Origin of the sequence: Aquimarina sp. RZ0, assembly GCF_008370685.1 — a bacterium.
Taxonomy (GTDB): domain Bacteria; phylum Bacteroidota; class Bacteroidia; order Flavobacteriales; family Flavobacteriaceae; genus Aquimarina.
Genome location: NZ_VTZU01000230.1, coordinates 1 through 1,044, shown reverse-complemented (window position 1 = coordinate 1,044; position 1,044 = coordinate 1). Strand labels below are relative to the sequence as shown.

Annotated in this window: 1 protein-coding gene; it reads right to left on the bottom strand. The window is 33.6% G+C overall.

Features of this window, described 5'->3' with window-relative positions; all coding sequences use genetic code 11:
• Positions 1-1,033 (bottom strand): IS630 family transposase gene (locus F0000_RS27420; RefSeq protein WP_149627870.1). Its coding sequence is split into 2 segments (ribosomal slippage), with 1,035 coding nucleotides annotated over them: positions 1-652 and positions 651-1,033; the frame shifts between segments, so codons are not numbered across the junction. This gene is flagged as partial in the annotation.
• Between the last annotated feature and the right edge of the window lie 11 nt (positions 1,034-1,044).

The window sequence follows — 1,044 nt, the reverse complement described above, 5'->3', positions numbered from 1 at the left end:
ATTTTCCGTTGTGAATTGCCAATTTATTTTGGCATTAAGATTATTTCTATATTCTTGCCAAGCTTCAACTTCTTGTTTTACTGTCTGGATCTTATCAATTCTTCTGTTTAAACATTGTCCATTTAACACATTTAATTCTATTTCAGCCATATTTAACCAACTTCCGTGCTTTGGTGTAAAAACAAATTCAAATCTATCCCATAATTGTTTGGCTTGATTAGCAGGGAATGCTTCGTAAAATGAACTTGCTTTATGAGTATTAAGATTATCCATGACTAATGTTATTTTCTTAGCCTCTTGATAGTGATCTGCTATTTCCTTGATAAATACAGCCCAATCTTTTTTTGTTTTCCTTTCGGTTATTTTTACTATCCGTCTACCAGATAGCGGCTCATTTGCCATGAAAATATTGCAAACACCTTTTCTCGAATATTCAAAGTCAATCAATTTAGTTCCATCTTTCATCTTGTCAGTAACCCTTGTTTCTGCTATTAATTGTTTTGGAGATTCATCCATACAAACTACAGGGAAATCTTTTGAATATGGACGTTTATAAACATCTAAAACATTTTCCATGTTAGCTACAAATTCAGCATTCTCTTTAGGAGGAATTACCCAACCTTTAACTTTCCAGGGCTTTAATTCGTTTTTTTAAAACTCTTCGTACTGTTTCGTGAGAAATACTTTCTATATAATTTAAGGTAACCATTTTATCTGCTAAAAGTCTAAGCGACCATTTTGAAAACCCTTTGGGAGGTTCACTGCAGGCTATTGAAATTAAATGAGCTTCTACATCTCCATCTACTTTTCTGTCATAAATACGGGTAGTGGCCTTGCGTTTCAAACAAGCTTCAAAACCTTCTTCCACAAAGCGCTTCTTAACCCTATCAATAGTGCGCATTCCTATTTTTAAAACTTTAGAGATTTCCATATTGGTTAAGGGGGTAGAAAATTCGCTCTTATCGGTATTCAGTAAAATATAAGCATTGCGATAAGCTTGAGAGGTATGCTTTCCTTTGTGGATGATATTCAATAAATCTGTGC